The organism is Bacillus sp. FSL R5-0512 (assembly GCF_038593295.1).
GTDB lineage: Bacteria > Bacillota > Bacilli > Bacillales > Bacillaceae > Bacillus > Bacillus safensis.
The window spans coordinates 3,340,595-3,366,214 of the sequence record NZ_CP151982.1 but is presented as its reverse complement, the minus strand read 5'-3'; the positions used below and the strand labels follow the sequence as shown (position 1 = coordinate 3,366,214).

At 41.6% G+C, this 25,620-nt stretch carries 30 protein-coding genes and 1 pseudogene; 23 read left to right on the top strand and 8 right to left on the bottom strand.

Annotated features, from left to right (window positions below; genetic code table 11):
• Position 1 precedes the first annotated feature (1 nt).
• From rfbD to NSQ25_RS17345, 3 genes are all read left to right on the top strand, one after another.
• Complete coding sequence (rfbD, locus tag NSQ25_RS17355; protein ID WP_034281275.1) at positions 2-856, top strand: dTDP-4-dehydrorhamnose reductase; 855 nt, start codon at positions 2-4, stop codon at positions 854-856.
• On the top strand, positions 849-1,304 hold the full coding sequence (locus tag NSQ25_RS17350) for a dTDP-4-dehydrorhamnose 3,5-epimerase family protein (protein WP_034660371.1): 456 nt from the start codon (positions 849-851) through the stop codon (positions 1,302-1,304). The genes rfbD and NSQ25_RS17350 overlap by 8 nt, the downstream gene beginning before the upstream one ends.
• 104 nt (positions 1,305-1,408) lie before the next feature.
• The gene (locus tag NSQ25_RS17345) at positions 1,409-2,200 is read left to right on the top strand and encodes an SDR family oxidoreductase (RefSeq protein WP_326135231.1); all 792 of its coding nucleotides are present in this window, start codon (positions 1,409-1,411) and stop codon (positions 2,198-2,200) included.
• Positions 2,201-2,213: 13 nt separating this feature from the next.
• On the opposite strand, the gene NSQ25_RS17340 is transcribed toward NSQ25_RS17345, so the two are convergent.
• From NSQ25_RS17340 to NSQ25_RS17315, 6 genes are all read right to left on the bottom strand, one after another.
• Positions 2,214-3,407, bottom strand: a complete 1,194-nt coding sequence (locus NSQ25_RS17340; protein ID WP_326135902.1) for a pyridoxal phosphate-dependent aminotransferase — start codon at positions 3,405-3,407, stop codon at positions 2,214-2,216.
• Positions 3,408-3,424: 17 nt separating this feature from the next.
• Positions 3,425-4,846, bottom strand: coding sequence for an ATP-grasp domain-containing protein (locus tag NSQ25_RS17335; protein ID WP_326135901.1), 1,422 nt, complete (start codon positions 4,844-4,846; stop codon positions 3,425-3,427).
• Positions 4,847-4,861: 15 nt separating this feature from the next.
• Positions 4,862-5,623 carry a glucose 1-dehydrogenase gene (locus NSQ25_RS17330; RefSeq protein WP_326135900.1) on the bottom strand — a complete coding sequence of 254 codons (762 nt, stop codon included), beginning with the start codon at positions 5,621-5,623 and terminating at the stop codon, positions 4,862-4,864.
• Positions 5,620-6,327 (bottom strand): cupin domain-containing protein, encoded by a 708-nt coding sequence (locus NSQ25_RS17325; RefSeq protein WP_061110214.1) that lies wholly within the window; start codon positions 6,325-6,327, stop codon positions 5,620-5,622. The genes NSQ25_RS17330 and NSQ25_RS17325 overlap by 4 nt, the downstream gene beginning before the upstream one ends.
• Position 6,328: 1 nt before the next feature.
• Positions 6,329-6,931 carry a bacilysin biosynthesis protein BacA gene (locus NSQ25_RS17320; RefSeq protein WP_024423797.1) on the bottom strand — a complete coding sequence of 201 codons (603 nt, stop codon included), beginning with the start codon at positions 6,929-6,931 and terminating at the stop codon, positions 6,329-6,331.
• A gap of 154 nt (positions 6,932-7,085) precedes the next feature.
• Positions 7,086-8,318 (bottom strand): MFS transporter, encoded by a 1,233-nt coding sequence (locus NSQ25_RS17315; protein WP_326135899.1) that lies wholly within the window; start codon positions 8,316-8,318, stop codon positions 7,086-7,088.
• A gap of 145 nt (positions 8,319-8,463) precedes the next feature.
• On the opposite strand from NSQ25_RS17315, the gene NSQ25_RS17310 reads away from it, so the two are divergent.
• Positions 8,464-8,943, top strand: a complete 480-nt coding sequence (locus NSQ25_RS17310) for an Lrp/AsnC family transcriptional regulator (RefSeq protein WP_041087746.1) — start codon at positions 8,464-8,466, stop codon at positions 8,941-8,943.
• A 14-nt stretch (positions 8,944-8,957) separates the two neighbouring features.
• On the opposite strand, the gene NSQ25_RS17305 is transcribed toward NSQ25_RS17310, so the two are convergent.
• Together NSQ25_RS17305 and hemQ are read right to left on the bottom strand one after the other, a co-directional pair.
• Positions 8,958-10,118 (bottom strand): MFS transporter, encoded by a 1,161-nt coding sequence (locus NSQ25_RS17305; protein ID WP_046312886.1) that lies wholly within the window; start codon positions 10,116-10,118, stop codon positions 8,958-8,960.
• A gap of 67 nt (positions 10,119-10,185) precedes the next feature.
• Positions 10,186-10,956, bottom strand: coding sequence for a hydrogen peroxide-dependent heme synthase (gene hemQ / locus NSQ25_RS17300; RefSeq protein ID WP_034281267.1), 771 nt, complete (start codon positions 10,954-10,956; stop codon positions 10,186-10,188).
• Between the two features lie 240 nt (positions 10,957-11,196).
• Here hemQ and pta point away from each other — a divergent pair, with 240 nt between their 5' ends.
• The 19 genes and pseudogenes from pta to NSQ25_RS17205 all read left to right on the top strand — a co-directional run bounded on the left by pta (position 11,197) and on the right by NSQ25_RS17205 (position 25,606).
• Complete coding sequence (gene pta, locus NSQ25_RS17295) at positions 11,197-12,168, top strand: phosphate acetyltransferase (protein ID WP_326135898.1); 972 nt, start codon at positions 11,197-11,199, stop codon at positions 12,166-12,168.
• A gap of 130 nt (positions 12,169-12,298) precedes the next feature.
• Positions 12,299-13,150, top strand: a complete 852-nt coding sequence (locus NSQ25_RS17290) for a MurR/RpiR family transcriptional regulator (protein WP_041115469.1) — start codon at positions 12,299-12,301, stop codon at positions 13,148-13,150.
• Positions 13,151-13,300: 150 nt separating this feature from the next.
• Positions 13,301-13,972, top strand: coding sequence for an RraA family protein (locus NSQ25_RS17285; protein ID WP_111926900.1), 672 nt, complete (start codon positions 13,301-13,303; stop codon positions 13,970-13,972).
• Positions 13,973-13,983: 11 nt separating this feature from the next.
• Positions 13,984-14,862: a prephenate dehydrogenase/arogenate dehydrogenase family protein gene (locus NSQ25_RS17280; RefSeq protein WP_326135897.1), complete on the top strand. Its 879-nt coding sequence runs from the start codon at positions 13,984-13,986 to the stop codon at positions 14,860-14,862.
• A gap of 43 nt (positions 14,863-14,905) precedes the next feature.
• Entirely contained in the window at positions 14,906-16,240 is a 1,335-nt protein-coding gene (locus NSQ25_RS17275; protein ID WP_041115475.1) for a TRAP transporter large permease subunit, read from the top strand.
• 13 nt (positions 16,241-16,253) lie between these two features.
• Positions 16,254-16,520 (top strand): hypothetical protein, encoded by a 267-nt coding sequence (locus NSQ25_RS17270; protein ID WP_034281262.1) that lies wholly within the window; start codon positions 16,254-16,256, stop codon positions 16,518-16,520.
• A 209-nt stretch (positions 16,521-16,729) separates the two neighbouring features.
• Positions 16,730-17,095 (top strand): DUF5082 family protein, encoded by a 366-nt coding sequence (locus NSQ25_RS17265; protein WP_268469797.1) that lies wholly within the window; start codon positions 16,730-16,732, stop codon positions 17,093-17,095.
• 4 nt (positions 17,096-17,099) lie between these two features.
• Positions 17,100-17,378, top strand: coding sequence for a YwqI/YxiC family protein (locus NSQ25_RS17260; protein WP_251232393.1), 279 nt, complete (start codon positions 17,100-17,102; stop codon positions 17,376-17,378).
• Positions 17,379-17,389: 11 nt separating this feature from the next.
• A complete protein-coding gene (locus tag NSQ25_RS17255; RefSeq protein ID WP_326135896.1) occupies positions 17,390-18,913 on the top strand; it encodes a T7SS effector LXG polymorphic toxin in 1,524 nt (507 codons plus the stop codon).
• 15 nt (positions 18,914-18,928) lie between these two features.
• Positions 18,929-19,255 carry a hypothetical protein gene (locus NSQ25_RS17250; protein ID WP_326135895.1) on the top strand — a complete coding sequence of 109 codons (327 nt, stop codon included), beginning with the start codon at positions 18,929-18,931 and terminating at the stop codon, positions 19,253-19,255.
• Between the two features lie 67 nt (positions 19,256-19,322).
• Entirely contained in the window at positions 19,323-19,718 is a 396-nt protein-coding gene (locus tag NSQ25_RS17245) for a hypothetical protein (protein ID WP_046312890.1), read from the top strand.
• A 346-nt stretch (positions 19,719-20,064) separates the two neighbouring features.
• Positions 20,065-20,427, top strand: coding sequence for a hypothetical protein (locus NSQ25_RS17240; protein WP_046313469.1), 363 nt, complete (start codon positions 20,065-20,067; stop codon positions 20,425-20,427).
• Between the two features lie 29 nt (positions 20,428-20,456).
• Complete coding sequence (locus NSQ25_RS17235; protein WP_326135894.1) at positions 20,457-20,729, top strand: hypothetical protein; 273 nt, start codon at positions 20,457-20,459, stop codon at positions 20,727-20,729.
• Between the two features lie 69 nt (positions 20,730-20,798).
• Positions 20,799-21,068, top strand: a complete 270-nt coding sequence (locus tag NSQ25_RS17230) for a hypothetical protein (RefSeq protein ID WP_326135893.1) — start codon at positions 20,799-20,801, stop codon at positions 21,066-21,068.
• 1 nt (position 21,069) lies between these two features.
• Positions 21,070-21,483, top strand: coding sequence for an SMI1/KNR4 family protein (locus NSQ25_RS17225; RefSeq protein ID WP_257994952.1), 414 nt, complete (start codon positions 21,070-21,072; stop codon positions 21,481-21,483).
• Between the two features lie 126 nt (positions 21,484-21,609).
• A complete protein-coding gene (locus NSQ25_RS17220; protein WP_041115487.1) occupies positions 21,610-22,455 on the top strand; it encodes a lipoate--protein ligase family protein in 846 nt (281 codons plus the stop codon).
• A gap of 40 nt (positions 22,456-22,495) precedes the next feature.
• Positions 22,496-22,980: pseudogene (locus NSQ25_RS17215) on the top strand (tetratricopeptide repeat protein).
• A 119-nt stretch (positions 22,981-23,099) separates the two neighbouring features.
• A complete protein-coding gene (locus tag NSQ25_RS17210) occupies positions 23,100-25,376 on the top strand; it encodes a glycosyltransferase (RefSeq protein ID WP_326135892.1) in 2,277 nt (758 codons plus the stop codon).
• Positions 25,373-25,606: a DUF5970 family protein gene (locus NSQ25_RS17205; RefSeq protein WP_034281254.1), complete on the top strand. Its 234-nt coding sequence runs from the start codon at positions 25,373-25,375 to the stop codon at positions 25,604-25,606. Before NSQ25_RS17210 ends, NSQ25_RS17205 begins: the two co-directional genes overlap by 4 nt.
• Positions 25,607-25,620: the final 14 nt, after the last annotated feature.

Below are 25,620 nucleotides of genomic sequence, written 5' to 3'. Positions count from 1 at the left end.
GATGAAAGTTTTAATCACCGGTGCAGGCGGCCAATTAGGGAAAGAATTGAGCAGACAGCTCAAAGAAAAAGACATGACCGTCATTGCCTTAACGAGGAACATGCTCAATATCACAGACCAGCAGGCAGTTAGACATGCGATGAGACACTATCAGCCTGATATTGTTGTCAGTGCAGCAGCCTATACATCTGTTGATCAATGTGAAACAGAAACCGAAAAGGCGTATCTTGTGAATGGCATTGGCGCCTACTATACAGCCCTGGAAGCAAAGCGCGCAGGCGCTGATGTGTTACATGTCAGTACAGATTATGTGTTTGACGGGCAGGCGGACACCCCTTACCAAATCGATGCACAAGCAGATCCTCAAACCATTTATGGAAAGAGTAAAAAGCTTGGTGAGGAATTGATTCAGCTTGTGTCAGATGAAGTGAAAATCATTCGTACCTCGTGGCTTTATGGACATGAGGGGCATAACTTTGTGAATACCATTCTTCGGCTCGCTGAAACGAAGGATCATTTGCGCATTGTGAACGATCAAATAGGGTCTCCTACTTATACAAAGGATGCAGCTGAGGCCTTGATTCATTTGTTTGATCAGAAGGCAGGCGTGTATCATGTCAGTAATCGAGAAAGCTGTTCCTGGTTTGATTTTGCGTCAGAAATTGTGATGAAAAGCGGACTGTCCGCCACAATTGAGCCGATTTCCACGGAAGAGTACGGCTTCCAAACGCCTCGCCCAGCCTATTCTGTCTTAGACCTTCAAGCGATTGAAGCCACAGGCTGGCAGCCGAGGCATTGGAAGGATGCACTTTACGAATATTTGCAGAAAGAAGGGAGATGGCAACAGCATGATTGATGGTGTTCAAACGAAAAGACTTATGAAACATTGTGATGACCGCGGCTTTTTTGCAGAGCTCATTCGAGATGATGAACCGATGCTGAAACGCTTTGGGCAGGCGTCATGGTCGAAAAGCTTTCCAGGCGTGATCAAAGCCTTTCATTATCATGAAAAACAAGACGACGTTTGGTTCTTCCCCGCAGGTCATGCACAGGTCGTGTTATATGATTTGCGTGAGGACTCTCCCACAAAGGGGCAAACCGATGTGTATTATATGGGGGAAGACAATCCGATGCTGCTTCTTATCCCAAAGGGTGTCGCGCATGGCTATCGTGTACTAGGTGAGACGCCGCTGCAAATTGTGTATTTCACAACAGAATCGTATGACCCGAAAAACCCAGATGAAAAGCGAATCGCCTGGAATGACGAAACGATCGGGTTTAATTGGGAAACGACATTTAAATAGAGAACGGGGGGCCTTTCGCAGGAGAAAGGTCTTTTTTTGTTGAAATACATTCTATATGTGTCATTTTATGTATATGTACTAATTTGATAAGAAAAGGGATGTGGATGAGTTTGTCTAAAAGAATTGCGTTTGTAACAGGAGCAAGTACAGGGATTGGAAAGGCCATCGCCGTAAAGCTTGCCGCTCAAGACAATGTAAAGATCATCATCAATTCTAGAAATCAATCCTCACTAGAAGAAGCGCAGCAGCACATTGGGCGTATGGCAGAAACAAAGGAGCCGGTGGCTCTTTTCTGTGGGGACATGTCAGATGAAGGAGTGAGGGCTGAGGCTTTTACGAAAATAGAAAAAGAGTTTGGCAGACTGGATGTGTTGATTAATAACATTCCAGGGGGGAAGCCGGATACCTTTGATTCATGTGACAGCGAGCAGATGATGGCAGTATTTTCTCAAAAAGCCATTGCGTACATTGATACGATGAAGCGTGCGGCAGCGATGATGAAACGACATGAATATGGCCGGATCATTCAAATTGTCGGGAACCTATGGAAGGAGCCTGGCGACCAAATGTTTACGAACAGTATGATGAATGCAGCGATTATTAATGCTAGTAAAAATGCTGCCACACAGCTTGCACCTTCAGGGATCACAGTGAATTGTTTAAACCCGGGATTTATAGCTACAGATCGGTATGAACAATTTATCGGAAACATGATGCGTAAACAGGCATTTTCGCGGGAAGAAGCTGTACAGGCTGTAGCGTCAGGAATTCCAATGAAAAGAGTGGGGTCAGCGAGTGAAATGGCTTCATTGGCCGCTTTTATCGCATCAGAGGAAGCCTCCTATCTTACAGGACAACAAATATCCGTCGATGGTGGTTCGATGAAAAGTATATGACATCAAAAACCCGCTATATGCGGGTTTTTTGATTAAAGCGAATTGGAAGGATGCGAAGCCGGTCGATAAACAGGGCAAGCTGTTCAATTGGAGCAACCATTGAGATGCGGACATGACGGCTTCCATGTGCTCCAAACACACCCCCCGGCGTGACAACGACATCAGTATGTTCGAGTAAATAGTCAGCAAATTCATGAGAATGTTCAAAATCATCAGGGATTGGAGCCCATAAATAAAAGGCACCAGCTGGACGTTCGATGGACCATCCTAGCTGCTTTTCTGCCTGACGGATGAAAAAGTGAATTCGTTCAAGGTAGACCTCTTTTAATGATTGTATGTGACGGTCATCACTTTGCAAGGCGACAGTTGCAGCTTGTTGAAATCCGCCATACATACTAACAAACACATGATCTTGGAAGGCGTTAATGGCTTGGATGATGTCCTCATTACCTATAGCAAAAGCGACTCTCCATCCTGCCATATTAAATGTTTTGGATAGAGAATATAATTCCACTCCTACGCTTTTCCCAAGAGGAGCGTTTAGAAAGCTTACGGGTTTTTGTTCATAATGAAATGAACCATAGGCAAAATCATGAATGACATGCAGTCCGTGAGCTGATGCAAAATCAGCAGCCTCTTCAAAAAATGCATCATTTGCCACAGCACCTGTTGGGTTATTCGGATAATTTAAGAAAAGAACCTTTGCCTTTTTGAGTACCTCCGGATCAATTGAAGAGAGATTCGGCAAATAGCCATTTTTCGATTCAAGTTTGATGCAGTAGGGCTTTGCGTCTGCCATCAAGATCCCAGAATGATATTCTGGGTAGCCTGGATCGGGGACGAGGGCAACGTCCCCAGGGTCAAGCAGACACTGACTCATGACATAAAGGCCTGTTTTCCCTCCATTGAAAAGAGCAACCTCTTTCTGTGGGTCTATCTCAGGGCCGAACTCCTTTTTGTAGAAATCTGCAATGGCTTGCTTGAAAAAGTCGAAGCCTCTAAAAGGTGCATATTGCTGAAATTGCAAAGTGCCTGCTGCCTCTTGAAGGGCGCTTACGATATGTGCAGGAGTAGGAAGATCGGGATTTCCCTGACCAAGGTTTATGATGTTCGCTCCGTTTCGTGCTTTTTGCGCAATTTTCTCAAATACGGTTCCAAATTTCTGTTCTGGCAGCCGTTCAATTATGTTAGATGGTAAGATCTCCACCACGTTACCCTCTCTTTCTATCCCTTGACTAATTCATCCATTAAATGAAGGGCAGCTTGCTTCTGTAAGTTACGGATGGATGCTGCAACATCCTGTGAGGATGACCCCTTTAACTCAAGCGACACGATGCCATTAAAGGCTTCAAATAAAGATAGATCGACAAAGGTGCCTTTGGACGGGACAGATTCACTGACGATCACAGTATCTCCAACTAAAGCATCCTGCGGAATATGGATATGATCAATGGTGATGTGTGTGGCCTCTGCCGGTATGTGTCCGCTTTCTTTGAAATGCTGAGGGTATAAATGGCAGTCTGCTATATAATGCGTATGTCCAGAAAGCAGCTCTTTTGGCAGCTCCGCTTTTTTTCCATCGACTAATACATCGATCAGCAGCTTGGCCATATCCACCCCAAACACTTTTTTGATATTCGGAATCATATTCCAGCCAGCAAATCTAGCTGCGGATTCGATCAGTCCTGCTTCTCGATTTTTCATGAGCTTGATCTCTGTATGGGTCGCACAGTTTTCAAGGCCCAGCCCTTCATTTGCCTTCTTAGCTGCCTCAATAATGATTTGCTGGGCTTCATTGTCTAGGATCGAGGGAGTAATATGAGCCGTTTCTGTAAAACCGATTTGAGGGGTCTTGTCATGTATGACAAAAGGGATATATTCTCCCTCCACGACTAACCCTTCTACACTGACATAATCAGAATAGCCACCCTCCTGATACCAATCCTCGTAAGCACCCTCTAAGTACGTTTCAGCGACAAATGGTGCTTCATATGTCACAGCGTTTGGGACGGGAATCGTTTGCAAGTAGGATTGTACGTTTAAAAAGAGATCATCACTGCCGGCTCTGTCATGAAAAAGGGTCACGCCAATGGAGCTTGCTAAATATGTAGGCTTTAAAATAAGCGGTGTCCCGATCTGTTCAATAGCTTGCTGGAAATCAGCTAAAGTCGTGACAGGCTGAGTTTTCACCGCTTTGACACCAGCAGCGTTGAATGCAGCTCTCATTTGGCTTTTATCACGTGCCATTTCAGCTGCTTTTACCCCAGCGCCGCGCAGCCCCAGCCGCTCAGCAGCTTTTGCCATTGGTGCAATGAATAATTCATTATTTGTGGTGATGGCATCAGCTTTGAAAAAGGAAGCCACACGGACTAGATCATCCACCACCTCTTCCTCTGATTTCAGATAATCATCATGTGCCCAGTAAATAGAATCAGGGTGTTCAAAAGAAGGGGGTGTCTCAAAATAATCACGATCTTTGATGACGGCAATGGAGTATTTTTCGATTAGTTCAGCGTGACCCTTTGTAATGGCAAAGGGTCTAGGGATATAAGAAACGATATGATAAGATGCCGCCACGCTTTCATAAAACATATGGGGCGGGCATCCTCCTAAGTCAGCAATGACAAGTACGGTTTTTTTACTCAATGAAAGCACTCCTTTTTATCTAGCGGTGTATCCGCCATCTGCTGTGACAACACTTCCAGTCATATAGCTGGATAGATCAGAGGCGAGAAACAGCATCACGCCCGCAATTTCTTCAGGTTTTCCGAGACGAAGCAAGGGATTCACCTTTGCTTTTTCCTTTTTAACAACCTCAAGACTTTCTGAATGATTGTCTAAAAAGGATTTTTCATTTAATGGCGTATCAATGATGCCTGGTGCGATACAATTCACCCTGATTTGATGAGCGGCATAGTCGATCGCCATCGATTTGGTGAGCTGGATGACACCGCCCTTCGTTGCGTTGTATGCAGGAATGTCAGGCCAGCCAACGAGACCTCCGACAGATCCAGTATTAATAATACTTCCGCTTTTCTTTTCAAGCATATGCGGCAATGTATGCTTACTCATAAGAAATACACCAGTCAGGTTGACCTGTAGAATGTGGTTCCAATCCTCCAGTGTCATCTCGTGAATAGGTGAGACAATTTCGATGCCTGCATTGTTAATCAAAACATCAATTGTCCCGAATTGGCTCAGCACGGATTGAACGGTTTTTTGACAGTCAGACTCATTCGTAATATCTGTTTTGAAAAACGTAGCATGTTCATGAGGCAATGATTCAATGAGTTGTTTACCGCTATCTTCATTGATATCAGCCACTGCTACTTTTGCTCCGTGCTCAAGGAAAAGCTTGACGGCGGCAAGCCCAATCCCAGACGCACCTCCTGTAATCAGGACGACTTTTCCGGCAATGTTCATTTCTTCACCTTAGGCGCTTTTGGCTTTAAGCGGTTATAGCGTGGAGGGAAGAAGAGATTAATAGACTTTGATGCTTCTGGCTTTGGATTAATGGCGCCATGATCTTCTTTTGGATCACAGAAGTAGGTCGTGCCAAATTCCATCTTTTCTGTAAAGCCTTCAATCGTCATATCGTACCCACCGCTAATGCAAATCCCGATTTGTTCATTACGGTGCTTATGAAAAGGCATTTCCCCGCCATTTCCCGGAATGTTGGCAATCATAAGCTCCATCCAGTCCTCCACAAAAAAAGTCACTTCCATGCCAGGAAGTAAATCACGCGTTTTGAAAATATCTAAGAAATAAGTAGGAGGAGCCGTATATTCCTCTCCATCTTTCAATCTCTTAATATCAATGGCGATCACTTCTTCATCTGTCAGATTCGATGCGCCGTGAGGAACGAATGGTGGTGCAATATAGGCTGATTCTAATGGGGTGAGCAATTGGGTCGATTGGCCGACCGTCATTTGAAGCTCACCTTTTAATACGATGCCGATTTGTGCTTCTGGATGCTCGTGAGGTTCGATGATCGTGTGAGGAGGGACGTGTGAAATTAACACTTCCGTATCGCCTCTGACAGTAGAATATTGGATGACACCATTATCCCATTCTCGTTTTTTCGCTTGAGGAAAATATAATTCTTGCACCTTTTGTTCAGTTGTCATGTTACATCTCTCCTTTTCCGAATATAGACCAGCTCATAGGAATGCTTTTAAATGTTCGAATGAAGGTGAGGCCGTATGTAGCTCTAGCCACCTCATTGGTTAAAGCGAAATCAAATTCGCCGTCTCTGACTTTTTGTGCGGCTGTACTTGTAGAATTGACAAGCTCAAATTCAGCATTTTGATGAATAAAATATTGAATCAAATTCACAGGTGCAGGATGAGAAACAATTTTTAAATGGTGAAGCATTTGTTCTTGAAAGGGGAAATCTGGTCTGACAGCCAAACCATACATGGGCGTGTCACATCTGAATATTTGTAAAAGCTGCAGGTCAGGTCTCATGTAGAAGTGTTTAATTCCTTCGTATGCGTGTGGAACGAGAGTGTATTGGAGTGCGTTAGAGAGAGTATGTTCAATGCAAGTTTCGAATGTGTCGTAAAGGGATAGTTTCGTATGAGTGCCGAGTGTAGTGGTGGAATGAGAGATGAAATGTTTTGCTGCATATTCACTGCTTGTCCCCTTAGGGCCTAATGTATTGACTGTAAACATCTTAGGTGAAACGATGGGCTCTTCTTTGAAATGAAAAACATCATTCTTTAAGATCATGTTTACCTTACCATCCAATCTTTTTCAAATTTTTACTAGATTATAAAAAATAAAATTGGTAATTGTCAACAAAATTTATAAAAAATGTATTTTATGATGATATTAAAAATTGATCTAAAAAACTGCACATATCGAGATGTGCAGTGAAATGAGCTCACGTTTCAAATGTGTTTTTATGTTTCTGCTGTAAGGTTTTTTCACGTTTATAGCTGACGAAGCTGATGAGAAAACCAACAAGCGTAATGAGTGCACATACAAGCCCTACTGTATGATAGCCGAAATGGACATAAACAGGTCCCATCAGAGCTGATCCAAGCATTACGGCAAGATTGGAAGCAAGGCTGTAAAAAGCCATCACTTTGCCTCGGTGGGTTTGGGAGCAGTCGCTCAGGACGGTGCTCAAAAGCGTGACAGATAAACTTTGCATGGCACCCCAAATAAATAAAGCAAAAATGAGCAATGTCCATGAGAACGGTGCATAAGGAAGTAAGGCAAGGACAAGCGTAATGCCGCCCAGCACAAAGAAAAGTGAACGTGTTTTGCCAAACCAATCTGCTAATTTCCCGGTAAACATACTCATGGAAAAGCCAACACCATAAGCCATGATCAGAAGTCCAGCTGTTGATTGCCCTCCGGAAAACAGACTTTGCAGGTATGCTCCTAAAAATGAGTACATGCCATAAAATCCAAGCATGTTACAAAATGTCACGGTCAAATAGGCAGGGACTCGGTCGATTTTTAAAGCCCCCCATAAAGAGCCTGATTTCTCCCTAGTTTGAGGTGCCTTCGAAGCAGCTGTTGCGACTTGTTTTCGAGATTCAAGGATGACGAGCAGCAGGACAACGAGACTCATCATGGCGAAAATCCAAAATGTCCAGCGCCAGTTCAAACTTTGACCGATAAAGGCGCCAATGGGCACACCAAGGACAAGAGAAAGAGACCAGCTCGATACAATGAGTCCCATCACTTTGCCGCGATACTCGTATGGAACCCGGTCGCCCACAAGAGCATAGGCTGTTGGCACAAATACACCAGTCGCCAGCCCAGAAATAGCACGGCCTGCAAAAAACACGGCCAAATTTGGGGCAGCAGCACACATCACTGTTCCAATCAAAAAGAAAGACAGCCCAATAATCAAACACAGCTCTCTTGAATACCGGTCCCCTAAAGGAACGAGCAGCGGAGCTCCAACCAGCACAGCTAACCCATAAATGCTGATGGAAAGAGCGAGAATATCAAGAGAGTGCTGAAAGGAGTTTGATAAATCAGGCAGAAGTGGTGAAATCACCAGCTCTTCCGATCCCGCAGCAAAAACGCCAAGTGTGAGTGCGATGGCAAGTGTGATGGGAAATGTTTTAGGAGCCTGGCTGTCTAAAGATTCTTTCATCAAGTAATCCCTCCATACTTGCTTTTTCATTCAATTCCGTTAAAATAAATTCTACCATTATTTAGTTTTATTTTACATTTCATATCATAAGTATTATCATCAAATACTTTTCAAATGGAACGATTTTTGGATAGGAGAGGTACGAATGAAAATCACCGATGTAGATGTGCATATTTTAAATGAATTGAGAGAAGATGCCCGCTTATCCATGAGGGAATTGTCCAAACGAGTGAATTTATCAGCACCTGCGGTAGCAGAAAGAGTGCGTAAATTAGAGGATGCAGGGATTATCGAAGGGTATTCTGTTCAGGTCAATTATAAAAAATTAGGGCTTCTGATTGACTGCCTGCTGGAAGTTACGGTGTTAAATGGGGAGTATCAGCGTTTTGTGGCTTTTATGAATGAGCATCCACGCGCCTTTTTTGCTTATCGAGTGGCAGGTCAGTCTTGCTTTTTCATTAAGCTGTCAGTTTCTTCTCTTGAAGAAATTGAAGCCTTTATTCAAGAAGTATCTGGATTTACAAAAACCGTCTCCCATATTGTCTTGTCAGAGCACTCTTTTTCCCATCCAATTCAGGAACGCTTGAAACAAATAGAAGAGCCAGAAATGACAGTGGTGAAATAAAAAAAGGACCTGACTCAGGTCCTTTTTGTTCGTCTATCTGACTGATAGCTCATAATTGTAATGATAAGACCAATAAATGTCACAGCTGCAGCAAATAACGGAACAAGCTGTAAATGTGTGATTTCGATAGCAAGACCGCCAAGCGCTGCACCGCCGGCATTCCCAATATTAAAGGCAGAATGGCTGAGCGTCGATGCGAGTGTCGGTGCTTCATGTGCCATGTTCATCGTGCGGTATTGCAAGGTAGGAACAAGAATAAATGAAATGATTCCCCAAACAAAAATGGTCAGCACGGCAGGCACTTTGAATTCGGAAGTGACTGTAAACAATAACAGGACAGCAATGAGCAGGATCAGTGTCACCATAATACTTGGCATCAGCTTCCAGTCAGCAAGCTTTCCGCCAACTAAATTTCCGATAGTGACCCCAAGTCCAAATAGGACAAGGATGAGCGTCACCCCATTTTCCTGAAATCCAGTGACTTGCAGCAAGATTGGGCTGATATACGTAAAGGCTGTAAATACACCAGCAAAACCAAAGATGGTCATTGCAAAGGAAACGAGTACTTGTGGTTTTTTCAAAACGGATACTTCATTTCGAATATCGAGTACTTCTTCTTTCGACTGATTTGGGACTAAGCTGATGATACCAATTAAGGAAATGAGACCAATGACGGCAATGACTAGAAAAGACATACGCCAGCCGAATTGATTTCCGATAAAGGTACCGAACGGCACACCGAGTACATTGGCAACTGTCAGTCCTGTAAACATGAAGCTGATCGCGCTTGCGCTTTTCTCTTTAGGCACAAGCCGTGCAGCCATAATGGCTCCGACGCCAAAGAAGGTTCCATGAGCAAATGACGTTAAAATACGGGCGGCCATTAATAGACCATAAGAGGTCGAGACAGCGGCAGCAGCATTTCCTGCAACGAAAAGAATCATTAACAGAATGAGGAGACGTTTCCTCGATATTTTTCCAGTCGATAACGTTAAAATAGGTCCGCCAACTGCGACACCAAGTGCATATCCAGTAATCAGCTGTCCTGAAGCAGAAATTGATACATGAAGGTCGTTTGCGACATTTGGTAAAAGTCCCATGATGACAAATTCAGTCATGCCAATCGAAAACGCACCGAGCGTTAACGCAAAAATAGCGATGGGGAAGTTTTTCATGATGTGATCACCTTTCTAAACAAATACATAAAAAAGCTTCGGAGAGATCCGAAGCCTTAAGAGTTTATCATACATGGAAATAAGACGCCAGCTGCTCGTTTGCTAATCGGTTTCCAACAAAGAAGGAACCAAATTCGCCGTAGCGTGCACTGACTTCATCAAAGCGCATTTCATAAACCAATTTTTTAAATTGAAGCACATCATCAGAGAAAAGGGTAACGCCCCACTCATAATCATCAAAACCAACAGAACCTGTAATGATCTGTTTTACTTTCCCAGCATAGCTTCGGCCAATTAAGCCGTGGCTTCTCATAAGAGATTTACGCTCATCCATGGAAAGCATGTACCAGTTGTCATTGCCAGAACGTCTTTTATCCATTGGATAGAAGCACACGTATTGAGAAGAAGGAAGCTCTGGATATAAGCGAGCACGTACATGCGGGTTCTCATAAGGATCTCCGCCATCGCCGCCTCCTGCTAAGTAGTTGCTGAGCTCAACAACTGAAACATAAGAATAAGCTGGAATCGTAAACTCTGCTAGCCGTGTCTTGTTGAATTCGAGTTCAATTTCACCTAGTTCTTCCATTGTCGGACGTAAAATCATGAGCATAATATCTGCTTTTTGGCCGACAATACTATAGATTGTTTGGCTCCCAGCCTTATCATGCTCAGCTGTTTTCCATTTTTCCAATAGACCTGTGAATTCATGAATGATGGCTTGGCGCTCATCACTTGTCAGCAGCTTCCAAGCTGTCCAGTCGATTGTTCTAAAATCATGCAGTGCATACCAGCCATCTAGTGTTTGAGCTGCTTCATTTGTTGTATGTTGTTCGCTCATTTCTTTCACTCCTATTAACAGTTTTCCATCTGTTCCAACTATAACATAGTTTGTCCAAATGGAGATGTGATCAAAACTTGAACGAGGAAAACAGCTTTTATTAAAATTGATTAAATTAGTTTGAAAAATAAGAATTTAATTTGTAAGCGCTATAATATAAGTTGGTAGTTTGAATTTAGGTAGAAGAAGAGTATGCTTAAAAGAGAACGCTTTTTTTGTAAAATCAAGGAGGGTATTGAAGTGGCAGATATTTTTTCAACAGTTCAGGAAAAGGTTGCAGGTAAAGGAGTAAAGATCGTTTTTCCTGAGGGAATGGACGAACGCATTCTAACAGCCGTTCAAAAATTAGCAGATGGCAAAGTATTGCAGCCAATTGTGGTAGGAAAAAAACAAGAAGTTGAAGCTAAAGCAAAAGAATTAGGTCTTACACTTAATGGTGTTGACGTGTATGATCCTCATACATATGAAGGTTTTGAAGAGCTTGTACAAGCTTTCGTAGAAAGACGTAAAGGCAAAGCAACAGAAGAGCAAGCTAGAAAAGCATTACTAGATGAAAACTACTTCGGTACAATGCTTGTGTATAAAGGTCTTGCAGACGGACTTGTGAGCGGTGCGGCACACTCAACTGCTGACACAGTGCGTCCAGCACTTCAAATCATTAAAACAAAAGAAGGCGTAAAGAAAACATCTGGTGTCTTCATCATGGCTCGCGGCGAAGAGCAGTACGTGTTTGCTGATTGTGCAATCAACATTGCACCAGACAGCCAAGATCTAGCTGAAATTGCGATCGAAAGTGCAAACACAGCAAAAATGTTTGATATCGAGCCACGTGTGGCAATGCTTAGCTTTTCTACAAAAGGCTCAGCAAAATCAGACGAAACAGAAAAAGTATCTGAAGCAGTTCGCATTGCAAAAGAAAAGGCACCTGAGCTTGTACTTGATGGAGAATTCCAATTCGATGCAGCTTTCGTTCCTTCAGTAGCAGCGAAAAAAGCGCCAGATTCCGTCATCAAAGGCGACGCCAGCGTATTTGTTTTCCCTAGCCTCGAAGCTGGAAACATTGGCTACAAAATTGCACAGCGCTTAGGTAACTTTGAAGCTGTAGGTCCTATCCTTCAAGGTTTAAACCAGCCAGTAAACGATCTATCAAGAGGCTGTAATGCCGAAGACGTTTACAACCTTGCGCTTATCACAGCAGCTCAAGCACTATAATGATCTCGACAAAGGCAGCCAGTACGATAGATTCGTGCTGGCTGTTTTTTTGATGACAAATGTGTACAATATAGGGGAAAAGAAAAAATTTTGATCGTAGATAAAGCCGATAGAATGGGCAGGTGCTATAATGGACGATTTAATACATAAGCTTCAGCATAAGGTCGCGGGATTAACCGAGGCACAAAGGAGAATTGCAGATTATATCGTGCAAAATCCAATGGAGGTTGCGTTTTTAACTGTAGATAAATTGGCGTCAAAAGTAGGGACGAGTACAGCGACCATCATGAGATTCTCTGCTGCTGTAGGGTATTCCGGTTTCTCCGAGCTTCAAAAAGAGCTTCAATCAAATATGAAGCATAAAGCTGCCCCTCAAACGAGACTTGAAGCGAACCTCAAACATTCAAATAAAAGTAAGCTCCTGCATAATCATGTTGAGCTGCAATTTCAAAATATCCAGTACGCTTTAGACAATATCACGGAAGAAACCTTTCAGCATATTGTTGAAAAAATAGCCAGCTCCCGCCAGGTTCTGTGTACAAGTGTCCGAAGTGGAAGACCTGTCGGCGAGTATCTGTCACTCGGAATCAATCGGCTGTTGGGGAATTGTCAATATATTGATGCAGACAAAAGTGACTGGGTGGATGATCTCGTTCATTTTCAATCTGATGATTTCATTATAGCGGTCAGCTATCCCCGCTATGCAAAGCGTATGAAGGATTTGCTGGAGGCAGCGAAGTCATATGGGGTGGAAGTGCTTTTAATTACAGACAGCTACAGCTCTCCACTAACAAAGTATGCACAATATGTATTGCCATGTTCCTCAGCAAGTGTGAGCTCTCATAACTCTGTCGTATCTGCTATCTTTATCGTAGATTATATTTTAAGTGCCTTAGCCATTAATGATCCTGAAAGAACAAAACCACGTTTAGATCAAATCAATCATATGTTAACGAAAATGAGTTATCACACAACACATTAGTCGTGTGGTGACTCATTTTTTTAATTTGGTTTTTTTGAAAGCGCTTTACTAAATAAGATCGAGATGGTATGATCGTATCACAAAAGTAATGAATATTACTTTAATTAGATTAAATGTAATGAATATAACTAAAAGGGGATGATGGAAACTATGAGTACTGTTCAATTCGTGTCAAATGATCTTATAGATCGGGCAAGAAAGCTTAACTCGACCTTGCTGTCAGACGTGATGGGATGCACCGGCGCGATGGATCATCAAATCAAACCAGTTGCAAGAGGCATGAATGTAGCAGGTACAGCTTTTACCGTCAGCTTACGGCCAGGGGATAATTTATTTCTTCATCAAGCGATCTACTCTGCGAAAGAAGGAGATGTACTGATTGTTGATGGAAAAGACCATAAGGGCCATGCATATTTAGGGGAATTGATGGCAGGGGCAGCAAAGGCTGTAGGAATAGAAGGAATCGTGATTGACGGGCTTGTTCGCGACAAACTCGCTTTAGAGGAGCTGGCTTTTCCGATCTACAGTAAGGGGTTTATGCCAAATGGACCTTTTAAAGATGGTCCTGGGGAATTGAATCAAACCATCTCGTGCGGCGGTGTCAAAGTAGCACCAGGTGATTTAGTCATTGCAGACGATGATGGAGTCGTCATCGTTCCAAAGGAAAAGGCGGAACACCTGCTGACGCTAGCGGAAGAAAAACAAGCGTATGAAAATCATAGATTACAAACGATTCAACAGTATATGAACGAAGGAAAGCAAGACATCAGTCTCTTAGCACCGGCATGGCTGGAAGGCAGAATGAAAAAATATAAGGGATAGGGGAATCTGTGATGAAGATAGGCTTTATTGGATATGGAGAAGCGGCATATGAGCTGTCAACAGGATTGAAAACAGAAGGATTAGATCAATTTTATGCGTATGATGTACTATTACAAAACGAGAAATTGGCTGGCGCGTTGAAGGAAAAAGCATCGCAGACAGGAGTTCAATTAACCAGCAGTATTAGCGAAGTCATTGAGAAATCTGATATTGTCATTGCCGCTGTGCCAGCGAATAAAACCTTAGAAGTGGCCCAATCCGTATCGGGAAGTTTGAAAGAGGATCAATTATATGTAGATGTATCGGCATCAACACCAGACATCAAAAAACAAGTGGCAAACGAAATTGAAAAGCAAAAAGCTCTATTCGTAGATGCTGCCATGCTAGGGCCTCTTCCAGTCAACAAACACAAGGTTCCGATCACGGCAAGCGGCAGTGGAACTGACCAATTCATGAAAGTAATGAATGCTTATGGCATGAATATCACAAAAATCAGTGACCAGCCAGGAGATGCTTCGGCTTTGAAGCTGATCAGAAGCGTTTATATGAAGGGGATCGTTGGTCTCATGGTTGAATTTTTGGAAATTTCAAAAAAGTACAATGTGGAACATCAAGTGATTTCTTCACTAAGCGATACAATGGATAGCAAAAGTTTTGAAGAGACCATGAACCGTCTTGTGACAGGGAGTGCACTTCATGCGAAAAGACGAGCGATCGAGCTTCTTGGCTCTATTGACATGCTAGATGAAGCAGAGATTGATGCCAGTATGTCTCGGGCAGCACAACAGAAGCTAGAGAGATTAGCAGAGTTTCAATTCGTTGAACGGTTTAATGGGAAAAAGCCGGCCAGCTGGGAAGAAGTCATTGACGTGATGCAGCAGGGGAAATAAATTGTAAGCGTTTTATTGAACAAAGGGGAGGCGAAAAAACGATATGGGTTTTATTGCGTTGATTGTATTCATAGCTGTCATCATTATATGGAATGTCGTCGTGAAGCGGAATATGGGAGAAGCCATGCTATTAGGCTTTATTGCAACCACATTATTTGGCGGATTGGATGCATTAAGACTTTTCTGGGATGGATTAAAATTTGCATCCACATATGAGGTGCTCTATGCAGCTGTCGCATTTGTATTCATGGCCTATTTAATCGAAAAGCTGGAATTAATTCATGCACTCTTGCGAATCTTAAATTCAGTTGTAGGAAAACTTCCTGGTGGAGCGGCTTATATGAGTACGTTAGGTTCAGCAGTCTTAGGTGCTCTTTCAGGTTCAAATTCTGCAAACACAGCGGCCACTGGGTCTATCACAGCTTCTTGGATGATGAAATCAGGCTGGAGCCGAACCCATACAGCGACCATTTTAGCGGGGAATGGAGGACTTGGAGCGGCACTGCCACCGAATTCTTCCATGTTTATCATGCTGGGGTTTGCACCAATTGCAGCCCTTGTATCTGAGGGGGATTTATATATTGCGCTTTTAATAGGAGGACTGTATCAAGTCGTATACCGATTTATTTTGGTGTATATCCTGGTGAAAAAGAATAAAATTCAGGCCATGCCGCCAGATGATATTCTTCCTTTTAGGGAAGCAGTGAAACAAGGGTGGAAGTCGATCTTTATTTTTTTCGGTGCCTTGATTCCTATCATTATCACAATTGGTCCGCTGGCAAACTACTTAAAAAGTAATCCAAACATCGGACCAGAGGCAATGGATCAAATTTCTTTAATTACGTGGATTCCGATTCTCATGATGTTGATTAGTTTAACAATTGGAAGAAAAAAGGCGTCTGCACTAGATTGGTCTCAGTTTTTCAAGTCGGCCATTCCTAAGTTTACAACGATCGGTGCCTTGATGCTGTTTGCTGTTGCTGCTAGTCAGGTGCTTGCTGAATTAGGATTGGCAGAAGATTTGACGCAAATCACATCAGTACTGACCATTCCGAAATGGCTCATGGTGCTCATTGTGGGTATTCTTGTCACGCTGGTGGCTGGACCATTATCTTCTACAGCCACATTAACAGCTGTTGGACTTGTCTCATTTTCAGCTTTAGTCTCAGTCGGAGTGGATCCAGTTGTGGCTGTTGTCGCCATTCTTGCTTTTTCATCAACAGAAGGCGCTTCCCCGCCGGCATCAGGATCGATTTTCATTGCTTCTGGTCTTGCAGGAGCCAGACCGGAGAAAACGTTTATACCGCTGATTCTCTACTATATGCTGCCGATCGTAGGAATTGGCTGGCTCATCGGAATGGGAATACTTCCAGTATAGAAAGGAGAAACACATGAGAGCATTGATGGAATTTTTATTTAAAGTGCTGCTTGTCCTGTTCTTAACGTCAGGAGCCCTGTTGGTATTCGGTCAAATACTAGGGATTCTTTTGCAAAAGGGAGATATGATCATTGCAAGTACGAACCTATTCAAAAACCCAACATTGGTGTTAAGTGCCTTTTTCAGTCTTGTCGGTTTCTCTCTCCATTATATTCCTGAAAAGAAAGACACCTCATTTAGCGATCATCCATCAGCAACAGCAGGTGATTCGCTCAAATAAGCAATGAAAAGCTGGATTCAGTAAATGAACTCCAGCTTTTTTGCGTGCGAGAAATAGGTATTAAAACCCAATACGTACGATTCATTTTTTAGTAAATTCACTTTCAATCATATGCCTCTTGTGCTAGTAAATGGTAACATAACGGAGGACTATTTAAGGAATAGAGGTGTTTAACCATATCTGGAGCAATCATCGGTTATAAAGCAGCCTTGTATTCGTTAAAGGCAGATATATCTATCAAAAAAGAACAAATCATAGAACTGAGCATGTGTCGAAAAGAAATAAAAGGAGCAAAGTCTGCTCTGGCAGATGCTAACAAGAAAATGACTCATCCAGATCTGACATCACATACATGGTTTGGCCATCTTGCAGATACGTTTAATGACATTCGAGACGAAATGGCTTCCGCCAGTCAGGAAATAAAAGGTGTACAGCTAACCAATCTATTAAATCGAATCAATGAGAAAATCAGTGATTTAACATCGGATATCCATTCGTTAGAACATGAAATTCATTCGGTTGAAAGAAAAATAGAGAAAGAAAAGCAGAAACAACTGGAAGAAAAAAGAGGGTAGTCAAATGACGAGAGAAATTAAAATAGATGCCAGTCAGGTCAAACGAGTATTACAGCATGCAAAACAATCAGGCGCTCAAATGAATGCAGCCCTTCCAACCACCATCAAAGGGAGAAATCAGCTCCTGACGGCAGACACAATAGAAAAGATCAATCAGCAGCTGAACGAATTAAGTTCATCCTATATAGGCATTCTTCAGAAACAGCTTGTACAAACAGAACAAGCGGTGAACACCATGATTGAAACGGACAAGGCGCTTGCTTTCAGCAGTAAAAGAAAATAAAGGAGAACGCAATGAAAACCCTTGACGCCTTTGAGCTAATAAACGGAATAGATCAAACGCTGAATGCGTTAAAGCAGCAGTCGCAGCAAATCAGCTCCCTAGAAAAACAAATCAATCACATCATCTCACTCGATGGCGCACTAAAGGGAGAGGCGGGACAAGCCATCCGCGCCTTTTATACAGAATGCCATATTCCCTTCCTGCAATTCTTTCAGGTCGTCATTGAGGAATATAGCGCTGCATTAAAAAACACAAAGCAGGCTCTTCACGCATTAGAATCAAATGAGCACGGATTTATCTCACAAGCATTTATCGAACATGATCTTGATCAAGGCTTAAAAAAAGCTGAACGAACAATTTCTGAAATCGTATCAGAGGTAAACCACGCCATTGGCAGAGTTGGTCATATTGTTCATTTACCAAATGTAGATGAATCAGCTTTTCAGCAAAACTATCAAAAGGCATGGCTCGAGACCTCAAGAACCATTGGTCTGCTTCATGCATTTGACCGGGAGCAGACAAGTGCTTTACATGAAACCAAAAGCTCCCTTCAAACAATGAAGCAATACATCGATACCTTAAGTTCCATGTTCACCGGCCCAAAAATCGACATCACGAGCTATCAAAAGGGATCTATTTTCAAAGATGAAAAAGAAGAAAAAGTAAGCAGCACCATCAGTGGATTGAAGGATAAAATAGACAACCCAAAAGACAATCCAATGATGATCATGCTGAAGAAACTGAAAGAGAAACAACACGCGAATGTAGAGACGGTTGTTCGGGAAACGCCGTCTAGTAAAATCAATCAAACCACCTTGACCTTAAATGGAAAAGTATACAACATAAATGAGTACAAAGAGATCAACTTCGAACATGCCAAAACGGTTGATGTCATGCGAGACGGAATGCTGTATCGGTTACGAATATCAGAAAAAAACAAAGTAACGATTGAGAGCGTTAAACCGATTTCTGATGTAAAAACAGGCGATCAACCCCAAAATATCTTAAATACAGCGGTTGAATTTACAGGAATAAACGACGCGATTCGGGTTATTACAGGAAGAGATCCGATAACAGGTGATAAAGTCGCGGATATGGATCGTTTGGTATCAGGAGTGTACATGGTTCCAAGCACCAACATTGTTAAAGTGGGGAAATATGTTTTTAAGATTATCAAAGGGGAGAAAGTAGCTAAGAAGGTTGAGAAGAGTGCTAAGGGTGCGAGGAATGGGGCTAAAGATTTTGAAAAATCATTAGTGAAATTGCCTCCAGCAGAGCGTGTCGCAGCTGTAAAAATGAAAGTAAAAGAAGTTGCTAAAAGTAATGGCTTAATAAAAGATTCAAAATTAAGTAAGATTAATAGTAGGGATGTATATAAAGACCCTAAAACTGGAGATTTATATTCAGTAGATACACAGCATGGTCGTTTTGAAAAAACAAATAATAAGGGGAAGCATCAAGGAGAGGTTGATTTTGATTTTAAACAAACTAAACCTGCTGATGCATCTGGTGGTCATAATTTAAAAATAAAGTAGAGAGGATGTAATAGAATGATTAAGAATGATTGGATATCTATACAGGAAGTTGAAGATGATACTCGAATTTGGGCTGGAACCATAGTCAGAGTTTTTAAGGAGGAATTAAATAAGGACAACCCAGAAGGTAATTTCTATGATTACATCGTTTCTTTTATTTTTGATAACAATGAATATTTGCAATTAACCTGTCTAACTCAAGGGGAGGGTGGAAATATTGTTTGTGTATTGCAAACAGAACCAGATTCTAATTATTCATTAGGTAAGGAATTGAAAAGAATGATGGATGATGGTAAAAACTCTGTTTTTGTAAAATTTTCACCTAAATGTATCGTTAACTAAACCTCTAAAAGGAGTTGGAAAGAGACCAGATTCTTTTCAAAATAAATGAGAAGAAGTGATAGAAAAGGTGAGTTTATTAGATGAGTGTATTGAGGCACTAGGTGAGGATGTACATATTTTATATGAAGATAATAGAGAGCAAATATTAAATGATTTTGAAAATTCTTTTCCATTTACTGATTGGGGGCAAATTGAATGGAAGAAGATATCTTCTTATAAGCAAGTGGATACATTCGATGAAATACGATCCTTTTTGAATCAAAAACTGAATGAGTACAGTGATATTGTTTATGTAATTTGGGATGAAGGGACGTTACCAATTATTCAATCTACTTTAGATAAAGTATTTGAAGCTATAGATGATGTTACAGCTGTCAGTTTTGATACGTGGATTTTTTCACCATCTTCTGGATATGCGATTGAAGTTTTTCATGATGGTGAAGTAAAAATAGGGTTGAAATAGAATAGATGAACCCTCAAAGAGAATTAATTTGAGTCTCTTTGAGGGTTTTTAAATGTTTATTATTGTTAATAAAAAAGATATTCTTTCTTTTTCTACTTTATTTGATGCAATGTTAAATAATCTTTGAATGTAAGCTTGTGCTTTTTTGAAATGTTTCTGTGAAGGTCATTCTAAGTTTGATTGCTATATCTGGTTTTACTTTTCTCTTTGCTAATCAATCCGGCCCACAGACAATCATCACTATTTGACTTACTACAAGCATTTTAACTTACTCTGTGCTGAAGAACTTTCTGAAAAGTACCAAGTTTAGGGGTAAAGACAGAGAAGTAAAAAAAGGATGATCGTATTGAAAATAAAAAAAATAAACTGGATTTCACAAGAAGCTTCAGAAGCTGAAGTGATTGTAACAGATGGCGAACTGGAATTAATGTGTTTTGCTCAACCATTAAATTACCTTGAAGAAAGTGAACTATTGGAACCTATTTTTTGTTTAGATGTGTCAGACTTAGTGAAGGCAGAGTTGTCAGAGTTTAGAATTGAAAAATTAGATGATAATTTTAGTTATAGTTTCTTAGGAAAATTAATTGATAAGCGTGATGAAAAAGTGAGAGTGGGCGGATTTTTATTAGAATTGGATTACAATATACCAGGAGATATAAATGAAGGCGATTTTATAAGTTTTAATTGTCAACGATTAGATATTTATTAGTAGGAGATTGAAGTCTTAAGGAGCATTAAATGAACAAAAAACAACAACTAACGAAACAAATCCAAACCGTCATCAACATCCTAGAAAAAGAATATTCACAAGAAATCAATCAAGGTGTTCTCCAATTAATATACAAAAGATATAAAAATGCACAAAGGATCATTCAGAACAATGAAGATCTCCAAAAGATTATGATCATTGGCGGGGTGAGAGCTTATTTGGATAGTTATAATGACTATCTAAACCCCTTTCTAGATGAATTACATAAAGCAGAGAGTTTGCTTAAAGAAATGCTGTCATAGATAGGACGGTTGTCTGTAGTACTGGAATCAAGTCTTGTATCGGGCAGCAAAACAGAGAAAGGAATGCCTATGGAACATGAACAAAACAAAAGCAAAAAAACATCCAATTGGCTATTAAGTATCAGTGTTCTGATTGTTATAGGAACAGCTTTGCTGAGAGGAGTTTCTTACTCAGATGCTGATTATCGCGGTTTCCCTATTGATTGGCTAGTTCTGCACGGACATCATACTTTTGAATTTCTAGTGTGGGGTTTTATACTTGACGTGGTCATTTTCTATTTTCTTTTAAAAATGCTCCTTCGTTTGTATAAAAGGGTGATGAAAAAATCAGCAACTTAAAATAGAGGAGGCTCTTAAAATGCTCAATTTACCTCAAATCCCACATCTGCACGTGAATAAACCAGCAAGTGACATACAGATCAAAGAGGCAGAATCCCAGCTAAACATGCTGCTGCCCCATGTTTATAAGGAACTGCTGAAACAGACAAATGGATGTTCCGTTGGCGGTGAGGTGCTTCTATACGGTACGGAGGACATTGCGGAACGCAATGCAACATGGGAGGTTCGACAATATGCAAGCGGCTATGTGGCGATTGGCGACGATGGCGGCGGGCAAGTATTTCTCATGCGGCTGGCTGAAGAGGAGAAAAAGGTATGGATCGTGGATGCTGGTGTAATGGACCCTCAGCATGCAGAGCTCCTGACCGGCAACTTTCTGAAATGGGTGAGTGAGGGCTGTAACATAGAAGCGTAACCGAAAACCAAATCATCCAACTGAAACGCTCTGTGACGCCAAATGTTATGGAGCTTTTTTGCATTCTCCCCCCATTCATCACATGTTATAATAAACACAGTTTATGAACGAGAGGATATGCAGGAGATGAAAAATGAACCTATTGAGTTACTGACACAGCCAAAATGGCGAATCATCGATCAGTCGAGTCTTGGTCTCTATGTGGACCCGAAGCAATCTTTTGCGATGGATGATACGCTTTGCGCGTCGGTGGGGAAGGGCCTCTCACCAGCGACAGCCCGTTCTTGGGTGCATCACAATACGATTGTGCTTGGGATTCAGGATACAAGACTTCCATTTCTCCAAGATGGCGTAAAGCTGCTTGAGGAAGAGGGATATCGTGTGATTGTGCGCAACTCAGGGGGTCTTGCTGTGGTGCTGGATGAAGGTGTACTGAATGTGTCTTTAATTTTTGCGGAACAAAAGAAGGGCATTGATATTGACCGCGGGTATGATGCGATGGTGGAATTGATCCGCCGGATGCTGTCGATGTATGATGTGGACATTGAAGCCTATGAAATAGTCGGCTCTTATTGTCCAGGCAGCTACGATTTAAGTATCAATGGAAAGAAATTTGCAGGCATTTCTCAGCGTAGATTACGCGGTGGGGTCGCTGTGCAAATTTATTTGTGTGCAGATGGAAGCGGGCGTGAACGTGCCGACTTGATCCGCCGTTTTTATGACGCCGCCTTAAAGGATAAACGGCAAGAAGTGAAGGCAGTATTTCCTGATATACAGCCGGATACGATGGCATCCTTATCAGAATTAATCGGTGAACCGATTGATTGTACACTTCTTATGCGTTTATTACTAGAGGAGCTTCAAAAGCTTAGTGATCAGCTGACAGCCTCGGGCCTGAACGCAGAAGAACAGCTGGAATTTGAGAAAAACATGACGCGGATGATTGAACGGAATGAAAAGGTATTTTCGTAAATATCAGTCCTTTTATCTTGAAAAGAGTAGAGGTGAAGTGATGGAAACAAAGCTTGAAAAAGCCATTGAACTTCGAAAAAGTGGACATCTTCAAGAATCAAATGAAATGCTGTCTCATCTTGCAGAGGAGTATCCAGACGATGCCTCTATTCATTATCAATGTGCCTGAAGTTATGACTTGTTAGGAGAGGAAAGGCAGGCTGTCTTTTTTTATGAAAGGGCCATTGAGTTAGGATTGTCTTCAGAAGAACTAGAAGACGCTTTACTAGGGTTAGGAAGTACATACAGAACTTTAGGAGAATATGAAAAGTCAAAACAGATATTCCTAAAAGGGATGGAAACTTATCCGGACAACAAAGCCATTCAAACGTTCTATGCCATACTTTGTATAATTTAAAGGAACATAGCAAAGCAATGGAAATATTACTGAACTGTTTAACTGAAACGACAAAAGATCCTGCTATTTTAAGTTATCGAAAAGCGATTGATTTTTATTCAAATCAGTTAGATACATTGTGGAAATAATATGTTGATTTGGCTGCTTGAATAGATTTGGAGGGGCAATGTGATGAAAGAATCCCCTCCTTTGTTATGGAATTTTATATGTGATTGTCATTTATGGCGTAAGAAAGAAGGTAAATTTGTTGTCATTATTCACCACGTATTACCCGCTGTTTATGCTTTGTGTTTTATCTGTGTTGTATGTGATGTATCGTATTCAGCCGCTTGCCTCTACTGTTAAAAAAATCATCATTGTGCTCTGTGTGTTAACAAATGCCGCATATATTTGCTGGCGTCTCTTTTTTACACTGCCGCATGAAGGTACATTTAATATAATAATGGGCATCTTGCTTGTAGCCTGTGAATGTATTGGATTTTTACAGCTGCTTGTGTTTTATACACTTGTTTGGAAGCCTTCAAATCGAAAACAAGTCATGATCAGTGATTTGGACAGGCTGCCAACAGTTGATATTTTCATAGCTACATATAATGAACCGATTGAAGTGCTGAAACGCACTGTTGCAGGCTGTTTGAATCTGTCTTATCCAAAAGGCAGCGTCCACATTTATTTATGTGATGATGGCAAGAGGGAGTCTGTGGAGCAGCTTGCATCTGAGTTTGGCGTTCATTATCTGACAAGAACAGATAACAAGTTTGCTAAGGCGGGTAATTTAAACCATGCGATGTCTCAAACGAATGGGGAACTGATTCTCACACTTGATGCTGATATGGTCCCCCTTCCTGCCTTTTTAGAAAAGACAGTGCCTTACTTTCATGATGGAGCGACTGCGTTTGTTCAAGTTCCACAGGCGTTTTATAACGAAGATCCTTTCCAATATAATATGTTCTCGAAGGATCGAATTCCAAATGAACAGGACTTCTTCATGCAAACCCTCCAAACTGGTAAGGATCGGTTCAATGCGGTGATGTATGTCGGGAGTAATACTGTATTTAGAAGAACGGCCTTAGAGGAAATTGGCGGATTTGCTACTGGAGTGATTACAGAAGACATGGCGACCGGAATGCTTCTCCAAGGGAAGTTCAAATCAGTGTCTGTCGGAGAAGTATTAGCCGTCGGTCTGGCACCTGAAAGCTGGCTTGACTTGTTAAAGCAGAGAGACCGGTGGTCGAGAGGGAACATTCAGTGCGCCCGTAAGTTTAATCCATTGAAGGTTCGCGGCTTAACGCTTATGCAGCGAGTTCTTTATTTAGATGGCATTGTGTATTGGTTTAACGGTTTGTTTAAAATGATTTACATTCTTACACCAATATTGTTTTTATTGTTTGGTATTCAAAGTTTCTGGGCCGATTTCCAGTCCATTTTTATGTTTTGGCTGCCGGCGTTCTTTAGTTCGTATTTAGCGTTTAAACTGGTGTCGAATCAAAAAAGAAGTATGTTTTGGAGTCATATTTACGAAAGCTCTATGGCATTCCACTTGGCTGGTGTAGCTTTAAGTGAGCTGTTTTTGAAGAAGAGGGTTGAATTCCTTGTCACGCCGAAGGGAATTCAAACGGACAAGAGACATTTTCATTTGAAAACGATGATTCCTCATTTGATCTTCTTGCTGCTCTCATTGCTTGTCCTTGTGAAAATAGGATACGATATGAAGGTAAATGGGACGATGAATGCTGATCTCACGTTGATTAATATTTTTTGGGTGCTTTATAACGGTGCAGGTCTACTCATGGCACTGATTGTGGCGTTTGATCGTCCGCGTTATCGAAAATCAGAGCGGTTTGTCATAGAAAAAGAGGGGCAGCTCTGTTCTGATCGTCAAGATGAGCCGATTGCTTGTTTTCTACTAGACATGAGTGATTCAGGTGCGCGTCTATCCATTCCATTGGATCAAGCTTCTTCTTTAAATCAAGGACAAATGCAATTGTTCTTTTCAGAGGATCAAAGTGTGGCGTGTGATGTGGTTTGGAGCCATCCAGAGGGAGACAAGCTGATGGTTGGTGTTGCTTTTACTGATACAGAAAAATCAGAGTACCTATCATTGATCCGTTTCTTATTCACACGAGAGCATGTATCGATAACGGATCGCGAGAAAAAATCCTATGCTGTTCGGACATTTCTCCGCTTTATAAGAGAAACGGAAAAAGTACCAAGGGCCTTGCGGCGCAAATGGATGAGAAGGCCTTTGCAAGGTGTGGCAGGCACGCTGTCCTATGAGGGCCGGTTAGAAGAGAAGGTGCCGGTCAACATACATGATATAAGTTTATCTGGGTGCAAAATCGAATCTGAAGCTTCAATTGAATTACATGAGAAAGTGCTGATCACCATTGACACAGAATCTCTCACAGATCAGCCGGCGATTGCAGTCTGGACATCACAAAAACGCGGCCGCACAATGGCCGGACTCAAGTTTGTTCAGCCTGAAATCAAGCAGATAGAAGAAAGAGAGGGAGTGGTTTCTTGAAATCCAAAAACGGCGGTTACCTCTATTTACTATGGCTTCCTGTCATCATGGGAGCCGGCTACGGCATTTCGCTTTTAGTGCCATTTCTTCAGCCTGTCCTGACACTTGGCATTGCAGGTCTTTATATTTTTATGTTGGGTGATTTTCAGGTAAGGCAGGTCAGGTATATTTTTATGTTTGTGTTTTTGATCAATGTCCTTTTTAGTGTGATGCTATTTTTGGGCATTTAAATAAAGTGCTTCCC

Bases quoted from the DNA above. Each gene is read 5' to 3' on its own strand.
- rfbD (WP_034281275.1), top strand. From the start codon at position 2: ATGAAAGTTTTAATCACCGGTGCAGGCGGCCAATTAGGGAAAGAATTG.
- NSQ25_RS17250 (WP_326135895.1), top strand. From the start codon at position 18,929: ATGATTAAGAATGATTGGATATCTATACAGGAAGTTGAAGATGATACT.
- NSQ25_RS17290 (WP_041115469.1), top strand. From the start codon at position 12,299: ATGGACGATTTAATACATAAGCTTCAGCATAAGGTCGCGGGATTAACC.
- NSQ25_RS17305 (WP_046312886.1), bottom strand. From the start codon at position 10,118: ATGAAAAACTTCCCCATCGCTATTTTTGCGTTAACGCTCGGTGCGTTT.
- NSQ25_RS17260 (WP_251232393.1), top strand. From the start codon at position 17,100: ATGACGAGAGAAATTAAAATAGATGCCAGTCAGGTCAAACGAGTATTA.
- NSQ25_RS17220 (WP_041115487.1), top strand. From the start codon at position 21,610: ATGAAAAATGAACCTATTGAGTTACTGACACAGCCAAAATGGCGAATC.
- NSQ25_RS17230 (WP_326135893.1), top strand. From the start codon at position 20,799: ATGGAACATGAACAAAACAAAAGCAAAAAAACATCCAATTGGCTATTA.
- NSQ25_RS17275 (WP_041115475.1), top strand. From the start codon at position 14,906: ATGGGTTTTATTGCGTTGATTGTATTCATAGCTGTCATCATTATATGG.
- NSQ25_RS17280 (WP_326135897.1), top strand. From the start codon at position 13,984: ATGAAGATAGGCTTTATTGGATATGGAGAAGCGGCATATGAGCTGTCA.
- NSQ25_RS17235 (WP_326135894.1), top strand. From the start codon at position 20,457: ATGAACAAAAAACAACAACTAACGAAACAAATCCAAACCGTCATCAAC.
- hemQ (WP_034281267.1), bottom strand. From the start codon at position 10,956: ATGAGCGAACAACATACAACAAATGAAGCAGCTCAAACACTAGATGGC.
- NSQ25_RS17270 (WP_034281262.1), top strand. From the start codon at position 16,254: ATGAGAGCATTGATGGAATTTTTATTTAAAGTGCTGCTTGTCCTGTTC.
- NSQ25_RS17255 (WP_326135896.1), top strand. From the start codon at position 17,390: ATGAAAACCCTTGACGCCTTTGAGCTAATAAACGGAATAGATCAAACG.
- NSQ25_RS17345 (WP_326135231.1), top strand. From the start codon at position 1,409: ATGAGTTTGTCTAAAAGAATTGCGTTTGTAACAGGAGCAAGTACAGGG.
- NSQ25_RS17330 (WP_326135900.1), bottom strand. From the start codon at position 5,623: ATGAACATTGCCGGAAAAGTCGTCCTGATTACAGGAGGTGCGTCTGGG.
- NSQ25_RS17325 (WP_061110214.1), bottom strand. From the start codon at position 6,327: ATGACAACTGAACAAAAGGTGCAAGAATTATATTTTCCTCAAGCGAAA.
- NSQ25_RS17350 (WP_034660371.1), top strand. From the start codon at position 849: ATGATTGATGGTGTTCAAACGAAAAGACTTATGAAACATTGTGATGAC.
- NSQ25_RS17285 (WP_111926900.1), top strand. From the start codon at position 13,301: ATGAGTACTGTTCAATTCGTGTCAAATGATCTTATAGATCGGGCAAGA.
- NSQ25_RS17320 (WP_024423797.1), bottom strand. From the start codon at position 6,931: ATGATCTTAAAGAATGATGTTTTTCATTTCAAAGAAGAGCCCATCGTT.
- NSQ25_RS17315 (WP_326135899.1), bottom strand. From the start codon at position 8,318: ATGAAAGAATCTTTAGACAGCCAGGCTCCTAAAACATTTCCCATCACA.
- NSQ25_RS17310 (WP_041087746.1), top strand. From the start codon at position 8,464: ATGAAAATCACCGATGTAGATGTGCATATTTTAAATGAATTGAGAGAA.